The organism is uncultured Ralstonia sp., assembly GCA_913056305.1.
Taxonomy (GTDB): domain Bacteria; phylum Pseudomonadota; class Gammaproteobacteria; order Burkholderiales; family Burkholderiaceae; genus Ralstonia.
Genome location: CAJXMR010000198.1, coordinates 1 through 8,533, shown reverse-complemented (window position 1 = coordinate 8,533; position 8,533 = coordinate 1). Strand labels below are relative to the sequence as shown.

The window sequence follows — 8,533 nt, the reverse complement described above, 5'->3', positions numbered from 1 at the left end:
TGAAGAAATTCATAATATCGGCCGTGGAGATTGCACCGGAAATGGTTTTGCAATCAGAAACTGACAGTTCACGCATATTTAACCCCCCTGCTTATTCCAATAGATTGACGATGGTTGAATGCGGAAACCGACCCTTCGGCTCCGCACCTTCTTGGAAAGCGCTCGATCTGTCGCCGCCGCCAATGCTTTCAACGGAACATTGGAGATTGCGCCGAAACGTATCGGATCGGATCTCATGGCCAAGAAGAAGAACATCGGGGACGGGGCATCGAAAATCGACACCCTGTCCGGCCTATTAGGCTTGACAGCGATTCCCCGAGATGGGAATTCCCTGCTTAGTTGTAAATACCACCGATAGCGGAGTCGAAGAACTTCTTCACGTACGTGAAGGTGACATCCCAGTCCGCCGCAAACGCAGCAGCTGCGGAAACGACCGGCCCAACGATGCCGCCGATGACCATGGTGACGCCTGCAGTCAGCGCGCCGACACCCAGAATGCCGCCGGCACCACTGCCTGCCTTACCACCAACAATCAGGCCGCCGGCAAAACCCACCACACCTGCCAAGGCAGATGCCGCCAGACGGCTGAACAGACCAGCACCCGACACTTCTTGCACTTCCATCACGCTCAATTCACGCATGTGATTTCTCTCTAAAACAAAATGCTCGCAGGTATTGAAGAGCCCCTGCGATTCAGGCCCGCTTTCGCGTGTGTGCCATGGGCTCACGCAGAAATCCGCTCTTGCGCTGGTCAGGCCACCGCCCGCTCCAACCATGCGTGCGCATCCTCGATCTCGATCGCCTTGCCGTGGTCGAGCACCACCACGCGGTCCGCGCTGCGAATGGTTTCCGGACGGTGGGCGATGATGATTCGCGTGATCTGCATGTGGCCGATCGCTTCGTTGATGCGCATCTCGCGCTCGACGTCGAGGTGGCTGGTCGCCTCGTCCAGCACCAGGATCGCCGGCTTGCGATACAGGGCGCGGGCCAGCAGCACGCGCTGGCGCTGCCCGCCCGACAGCGAGGAGCCCATGTCGCCGACCAGCGACTGGTAGCCCATCGGCATTGCTGCGATGTCGTCGTGAATCTGCGCCAGCCGCGCGGCCTCTTCGATGCGGGCCTGGTCCGGCTCGGCATCGAAGAAACAGATGTTGTCGGCGATGGAGCCGGCGAACAGGATGTCGTCCTGCATCACGCAGCCGATCCTGTCGCGGTAGGCATGCAGGCCGAGCTTGCGGATGTCGACGCCATCCACCGACACGGTGCCCTTCTCCGGCGTTAGCAAGCCGAGAATGACTTTGGCCATGGTGGTCTTGCCTTGTCCCGATGGGCCGACCAACGCGATCGACTCGCCGGCGCGGATCGACAGGGAGCAGTCGTCCAGCACCCACGGCTCGCTTTCGCCGTAGCGGAAGCTGAGGCCTTCGACCTGAAGGCTCGGGGCCTTCGCATGCTGCGTCGCGACCTTCGGCTCCATGTCAGGCTCGGGCTCGCTCAGCACGATGTCGGCCAGGCGCTCGCCATGCAGGCGCAGCATGCGGAAATCGATGACGGTGTCGATGAGCCCCGAGGCGCGCGAAGTGAATTGGTCGGCAAAGGAAATGAAGCTGACCAGCATGCCGGCGGAGAACTGCCCTTCCAGCACCAGCTTGGCCGCCAGCCAGATCAACACCACGCGCCACGCGCCCGAGATCACGCCCTGCAGCGTGCTGAACGAGATCGACAATCGCTGGATCACGACGTTCTTGTTGGTCGTATCCACCGTCGCGTTGGCGTAGGTGGCCACGCGCGGCTCCTGCTTGTTGGCCAGCTTGATCGCCTGCACGCCGCGGATCGATTCGAGCAGCTGTGACTGCTGCCGCGCCGCATAGACGATGTGATCCTCATTGGCCTGGCGGAACGGTCGGTAAGCGAACCAGCGGATCAATGCGTAGGCGACGAACAGGCCGATGACGAGCCACGTCAGCGTGCCGCTGTAGACGAACAGCATGACGAGCGTGGCAATCGCCATCACGCCGTCGAGCACGGTGCTGATGAAGCGCGTAGTCAGCGTGCTCTGGATCGTGCCGATCGAGCCGAAGCGCGACACCACGTCACCGATATGCCGCTGCTCGAAATACGACATCGGCAACTTGAGCAGGTGCGAGAACACGTTGGCCGTCCACTGCACGCTCAGCAAACTGGAGAACCACGTCACCACCCACGAGCGCAGCGCCGAGATGGCGTTCTGGAACACCACCACCATCAGGAAGCCGATGCCGAGCAAGGTCAGTAAGTCCAGGTCGGCGGAGACCAGCACCTGGTCCATCACCCACTGCATGTAGAACGGCGCGAGGATGCCGAACAGCTCCAGCGCCACCGACAGCACCAGTACCTGCACCAGCACGGGCTTCAGGCCGATCACGCCGTGCACCAGCTTGCGCAGTGAGATCGATTCGCGCTCTTCGATGCGCTTGAACTGCGTGGACGGCATCAGCTCCAGCGCCACGCCGGTGAAGTGCTTGGACACCTCGTCCATCGGCACATCACGGATGCCCTGGGCCGGGTCGTGGATCGTGATCTTTGTCTTCGTCACACGCTTGAGCACGACGAAGTGGTTCATGTCCCAGTGCAAGATGCACGGGCGGCGCAGCTGATCGAGCTCGTCCAGCTCGAGCCGCAACGCGCGTGAGGCCATGCCGAGCCGGTGCGCGACCAGCATCACGTCGGCGAGCGTGGCGCCCTTGAGCGACATGATGAAGCGGCGGCGCAGGCTGGCCAGATCGAAATCGTGGCCGTAGTAGTTGCCGATCATGCCGACGCAGGCGAGCCCGCATTCGGCAGCCTGCGTTTGCAGCATCATCGGCAGGCGGCGGCGCCAGCCGAAATGGAGACCGGAGAGAAAACTCATGGTTCAGTGTCGGATAGAGACCAGGCCGCACAGACTGGCCAGGCGTGGTATTCGGGCATGGGCCTGCATCAGCTCTTCAACTTGCGGCCGATGGCAAACAAGGGTTCGAGTGCCCACTCATACAAACGTCGCTTGTCGAGCAGGATGTCGGCTTCGATGGCCATGCCGGGCTTGAGCGGCTCGGCGCGGCCGTAGGCGGCGATGTCCTGCTGGTCCAGCTTGACCACGACCCGGTAGTGCTGCTCCTGCACGTTGCCCTGGCCGGTCAGCGCGCCCACTTCCTGCGGCGACAGCGCCGTGCGCGAGATCTCGCTGATGTGGCCATACTGCTGGCCGAACTTCTGGTACGGATAGGCTTGATAGCGCAGCACCACGCGACCGCCGACCTGCACGAAGCCGATGGCACGGCTGGGCACCATCAACTGCGCTTCCAGCTGCGAGCCCTTGGGCAGGATCGAGATCACGGACTGCTGCCCGCTCACCATCTGCCCAGGCTTGACCAGCAAGGCCGCCACCACGCCATCCTGCGGTGCGCGCAACACGATCGCGCGGCGGGATTCGTTTTCCACCAGCGAGCGCTGCACGTCGGCCAGTTGGCGCTCCACCTCATGGCGCTGGCGTTCGGTATTGAGCGGCAGCTGCCGCAGCTGCTGGTTGATCTGTGTGAGTTGCTGCTCGACGTCCAGGCGCTGGCGCTGGGTGTCTTGCAGGCGCGCCTGCGCATCCAGCACGGCACTTTCCTGCTGCTCGACCTGGCTGTTGGATGCGTAGCCCTTCTCCCGCATGGCCTGCATCTTTTCGAGCTGGCGGCGGGCCAGATCGATCTGGCGCGTGCGCTGGTCTTTCTGCAGGTCGAGTTGCGTGACCTGGCTGCGCAGCATGTCGCTGCGCATCTGCAGGCCGCGGCGCTCCTCATCACTCGTACGGGCATGGTTGGTCAGATCGCTCTGCAGACGCGCGCGCTGGAAATCGAGCTGCTGGCTGACGGCCTGCCGCGTGGCGCCAAGTTCGGTCAGCACCTCGGACGAGATTTCCATCAGGCTGGTGTCGCGCGTCACGGCTTCGCCTTCGTGCACCAGGGTCCGCGAGACGGTGCCCGCGGTGGGCGGCACAACGCTGAGCAGGCCACCGGCTGGCACGAGTTGACCAACCACGCGTTCGCGCTTGGTGTACGAACCGAAGATCAACAGTGCGAGCACGGCGAGCGTGAGGGCAACGACCACGGCGATCATCAGCCAGCGCCACGGCGGCGAATACAGGGTGACAGTGCCCATCAGCCGGTGCTTCTGGGCATCCAGTGCCTCTTGCCGGAAAAGCGAATCAGTCATGCGTGAAAACGTAGGCAGGCGAGTCGGCGTCAGCCGGGTTGATGGCAGCTGAGCGCCATCACGTCAGCATCGTTGAGGGCACCCAGCGAGGCCGATAACTGCAGCCGCGCCTTCAGGTACTTGTATCGGGCGTCGGCGAGATCGCGGATGCCTTCGAAGTAGCGCTGCTGGGCATTGAGTACGTCGATGGTGGTGCGCAGGCCGACCTCCCGCCCCATCAGCGTCGAGTCCACCTTGCTCTTGGACGATGCCAGCGCGCGCTCCTGAGCGCGGATCAGCACCACGCCGTTGGTCACATTGAGAAACGCCGCGCGCGAGTCCTGCCGCGCTTTGCGGCGCGCATCTTCCAGGGCGTCGCTGGCCTGGTAGCGGCGGCTGTATGCCTCACGCATCTGCGAAATACCTGACCCGCCAGAAAAGATCGGGATCGTCAGGTTCACGCCGATCAGGGTGTTGCGCGTCTTGGAGGTGGTGCCAAAGATGTCATCCAGTGCGTTCTGGTCCGAGCCTCGGCTCCAGTTGGTGCCGTAGGAGGCCTGCGCGCTGATCACGGGCAGGTGGGACGCACTGGCGGTCAGGATGTCGGCGCGAGACTGCTGAAGCTGCAGCTGCGCGCTGCGCACATCGAGGTTGTCAATCTCGGCCTGGGACAGGGCGGCATCCAGCGGCAGGCCAGCAGACATCGGAACGCATTGCCAGTGCATCGCCTCGATGACATCGGCTTGCAGGCCGGTCAGGCGGCCATACGCGGCTTGCGCGATCTCCAGGTCGTTGGCGGCGGCAATTTCCTTTGCGCGCGCCTGGTCGTAGTTGGCCTGCGCTTCGTCCACTTCGGTGCGCGTGCCCTCGCCCAGTTCCAGCGCACTCTTCGCTTGCTCGAGCTGCTGCGAGAACGCCTTCTCCGCCGCCGTTGCGGCCGACAGCGCCTCGCGCTCGAACAGCACATCGAAATACGCGCTGGAGACGTCGGTGATCAGTTGCTGCTGCGCTTTCGCGAAGTCGACGTCTGCGACGTCTGATAGCGCCGCGCCGCGCTTGAAATCCGCGATCTTCGCCATATCGAAGATCGGCTGCGTCACGCTGGCGCTGTAGTCGTGGCGACGCACTGCCGCGGCGTAGGCGGCGGATGGCTGGTCCTGCTTGGTGTATGAGGCATCGAACTGGGCGCGCGGCAACAGCCCCGCGATCCCTTGCCAGCGTTTTTGGTGCCCTGCGTCTTGCGCATTGCGTGCGGCGGAATAGCCTGCGTCGTATGCACGCGCAGCGTCGATCGCATCGATCAGGCTGGCCGCGCTTGCGAAGCCGGACAGCGAGATGCACAACGCAAATGACGAGAGAGAACGCAGGGAGAAAGACACTGTGGCGACAATATCGATGGAAACGGAAACCCAACCGACCGCACGCGGCAAACCGTTGCGGCAAAAGGATTTCCAGGCTCTGGACGGACGCCATTGTTCCCTTGGGTGATACCGCGAGACATAGGAAAGGTCCCAAAACCCCCCGGTCACCACGCAAGTCAGAATTTGCTGATGCACCGCGTCAAACTTGTTGAAACTTCGGCAGACGCCGACTCGCGTTACCATATGACGTTGACGTAAACGTCAAGTAACTCGCAGACCACAAACAAGGAGACACGGCATGGAGATTCGCGATCAGGTATTCATCGTCACGGGCGGCGCCTCTGGGCTGGGCGCAGGCACCGCGCGCGCGCTGGCCGAAGCCGGCGGCAAGGTCGTCATTGCCGACCTGAACGAAGCCGCGGGCACCGCGCTGGCGCAGGAGTTCGGCGGGCGCTTCGTGCGCTGCGATGTCGCGTCGGAAGCCGATGGGCAGGCGGTGGTGCAAGCCGCTACGTCGCTCGGCACGTTGGCGGGACTGGTGAATTGCGCGGGCGTCGCCACGGCCTCGCGCACGGTGGGCAAGACCGGGCCGCATCCGCTGGACCAGTTCGCACGCGTGATCAACATCAACCTGATCGGCACGTTCAACATGATCCGCCTGGCAGCGACGGCGATGGCGGGCAACACGCCCAATGCCGGCGGCGAGCGCGGCGTGATCATCAACACCGCCTCGGTGGCGGCGTTCGACGGGCAGATCGGGCAGGCGGCCTATGCGGCGTCCAAGGGCGGCGTGGTGGCGATGACGCTGGCGATCGCGCGTGATCTGTCGCGCGACGGCATCCGCGTGATGACGATCGCGCCGGGCATCTTCGAGACGCCGATGCTGCTGGGCATGCCGGCCGAGGTGCAGCACGCGCTGGGCGAGATGGTGCCGTTCCCGCCGCGCTTGGGTAAGCCGGCGGAGTATGCGCAGCTCGCGCGCGCCATCATCGAGAACCCGATGCTCAACGGCGAGACCATCCGCCTGGATGGTGCCATCCGCATGCAGCCGAAATAAGAACCTGCTCGCGATCAGGCGGCCGGCAGCGCCATGCGGCGGATCATCTGCCAGGCCGCCTCGGCCGCCGGCGAGAGCGAACGGTCGTGCCGCCGCGCCAGCACGATGGCGCGGTTCTCGCGTGGCGTGAGCGGCACCGACACCAGTTGCGACGACGACGGCAGCGGCAATGACAGCGACGGCACCACGCCCGCGCCGATGCCCGCCTCCACCATGCCGAATACGGCGCTACTGTGGCCCATCTCCTGCGCCACGTCGGGCTGCACGCCTTGGCGCAGGAAGATCCGATCGATCAGCGGGCGGCTGCCCGAGGCATGGTCGAGCAACACCACCGGTGTGCGGTGCAGGTCTTTCCAGCGCACGCTGCTGCGCTGGGCGAACGGGTGATCGCGGCGGCAGACCAGGCAAAACGGGTCAGTCAGCAGCGGCTCAGTCCACAGGCCTTCGGTATCGAGCGGTTCAACCACCACGCCAAAATCGGCGCCGCCCGTGCGGATGAGCTGCAGCGTGTCGACCTGCACCGAGTCACGCACGATCATGCGGATGTCCGGATAGCGCTGCGCGCACTCGGCCACGTAAACCGGCATCAAGCGCGTCGACACCGTCGGGCTGGAGGCCACCACCACACGCCCGCGCCGCTGCTCGCCCACTTGGCGCGCCTGGACCAGCGTGTCATCCAGATCGGCGACGAGGCGCTCCAGCGCCGTGGCCAGCGAGCGCCCCACCTCGGTCAGCACCACCTCGCGCGTGGTGCGGTCGAGCAGCTTCAGGCCCAGCTCCCCTTCCAGCTCCGAGATCGAGCGGCTCACCGCCGGCTGCGTCAGGCCGATCGTGTCGCCGGCGCGACTGAAGCTGTGCGCACGCGCAACGGCCAGGAAGACGCGCAACTGGCGCAGCGTCACATTCATATCGGCACCGTATGAATTGATTCGATCAATGCATTTGTATTCTAAGCGGGGATGGCGTGCAATAGCGCCTATCCCTGCAACCCAACAAGCGCCCCGCCGGCACCGTTCTGGCGCATGCACATGAAGATTCCGCTGTTGTCCCCACTGCTCTCCCGCATCGACGGGTTCATCCGCGCCATGCTGGTGATGGTCGTGCTCGCCCTGCTGTTCCCCTCGCTAGGCGCGAGCAGCGGGCCGCTGCACCTGGACATCGTCACCCTCCTCGGCGTGTCGCTGGTGTTTTTCCTGCACGGCGCAGCGCTCTCGCGCGAGAAGATCGTCGAAGGCGCGCGCAACTGGCGCCTGCACCTGTTCGTGCAGAGCTGCACGTTCGTGCTGTTCCCGCTGATCGGCGCGGTGATCCTGCTGGTATGCAAGCCGTTCATTCCGGCCGAGCTGCTGCTGGGGGTGTTCTACCTGTGCGCGCTGCCGTCCACGGTGTCGTCCTCCGTGGCGATGACGGCGATGGCCCGCGGCAACGTGCCGGCCGCCATCTTCAACGCGACCATCTCCGGGCTCATCGGCATGATCGCCACGCCGCTCTTGATGAGCTTCGTGATCCAGGCATCGGGTGCCGAGCTGTCGGTGGGCAAGGCGCTGCTGAGCGTAGCCGAGCAGTTGCTGCTGCCGTTCGTGCTGGGTCAGTTGCTGCGCCCGCTCGTTGGCGGCTTCATCGCCAAGTACAAGGCGATCATCAACAAGGTCGACCGCGCGGTGATCCTGCTGATCGTCTTCAACTCGTTCGCCGATTCGACGCACGCGGGCGTGTGGTCGAAGTATCCGTGGGAGACCATCGTGGCGGTGGCGATCATGAGCGGCGCGCTGCTGTTCGTGGTGCTGGGCATGACCACGTGGATCGCGCGGCGCTTCGGCTTCGGGCTGGCCGACGAGATCACCGCCGTGTTCTGCGGCTCGAAGAAGAGCCTGGCGAACGGCGTGCCGATGGCGAAGATCCTGTTTGCCGGCAACCC

7 protein-coding genes are annotated in these 8,533 nt (G+C 64.3%); 2 read left to right on the top strand and 5 right to left on the bottom strand.

The features are described 5' to 3' along the window. Nucleotides 1–335: 335 nt before the first annotated feature. The 4 genes from QZ609_RS21430 to QZ609_RS21415 form a co-directional block, all read right to left on the bottom strand. Nucleotides 336–728: a hypothetical protein gene (locus QZ609_RS21430; RefSeq protein WP_295499342.1), complete on the bottom strand. Its 393-nt coding sequence runs from the start codon at nucleotides 726–728 to the stop codon at nucleotides 336–338. Between the two features lie 23 nt (nucleotides 729–751). Then, a complete protein-coding gene (locus QZ609_RS21425) occupies nucleotides 752–2,890 on the bottom strand; it encodes a peptidase domain-containing ABC transporter (protein WP_295499339.1) in 2,139 nt (712 codons plus the stop codon). 68 nt (nucleotides 2,891–2,958) lie between these two features. Continuing rightward, the gene (locus QZ609_RS21420) at nucleotides 2,959–4,218 is read right to left on the bottom strand and encodes an HlyD family efflux transporter periplasmic adaptor subunit (RefSeq protein WP_295499336.1); all 1,260 of its coding nucleotides are present in this window, start codon (nucleotides 4,216–4,218) and stop codon (nucleotides 2,959–2,961) included. A gap of 29 nt (nucleotides 4,219–4,247) precedes the next feature. Further along, complete coding sequence (locus tag QZ609_RS21415) at nucleotides 4,248–5,576, bottom strand: TolC family outer membrane protein (protein ID WP_295499333.1); 1,329 nt, start codon at nucleotides 5,574–5,576, stop codon at nucleotides 4,248–4,250. Between the two features lie 280 nt (nucleotides 5,577–5,856). On the opposite strand from QZ609_RS21415, the gene QZ609_RS21410 reads away from it, so the two are divergent. Continuing rightward, a complete protein-coding gene (locus QZ609_RS21410; protein ID WP_295499331.1) occupies nucleotides 5,857–6,615 on the top strand; it encodes a 3-hydroxyacyl-CoA dehydrogenase in 759 nt (252 codons plus the stop codon). A 14-nt stretch (nucleotides 6,616–6,629) separates the two neighbouring features. Here QZ609_RS21410 and QZ609_RS21405 read toward each other — a convergent pair whose 3' ends face one another. Beyond that, nucleotides 6,630–7,523, bottom strand: a complete 894-nt coding sequence (locus QZ609_RS21405; protein WP_295499328.1) for a LysR family transcriptional regulator — start codon at nucleotides 7,521–7,523, stop codon at nucleotides 6,630–6,632. A 120-nt stretch (nucleotides 7,524–7,643) separates the two neighbouring features. Between QZ609_RS21405 and QZ609_RS21400 the strand changes: the two genes are divergently transcribed. Next, nucleotides 7,644–8,533 (top strand): bile acid:sodium symporter family protein (locus QZ609_RS21400; protein ID WP_295499325.1); only part of this gene is annotated, 890 nt, incomplete at its 3' end.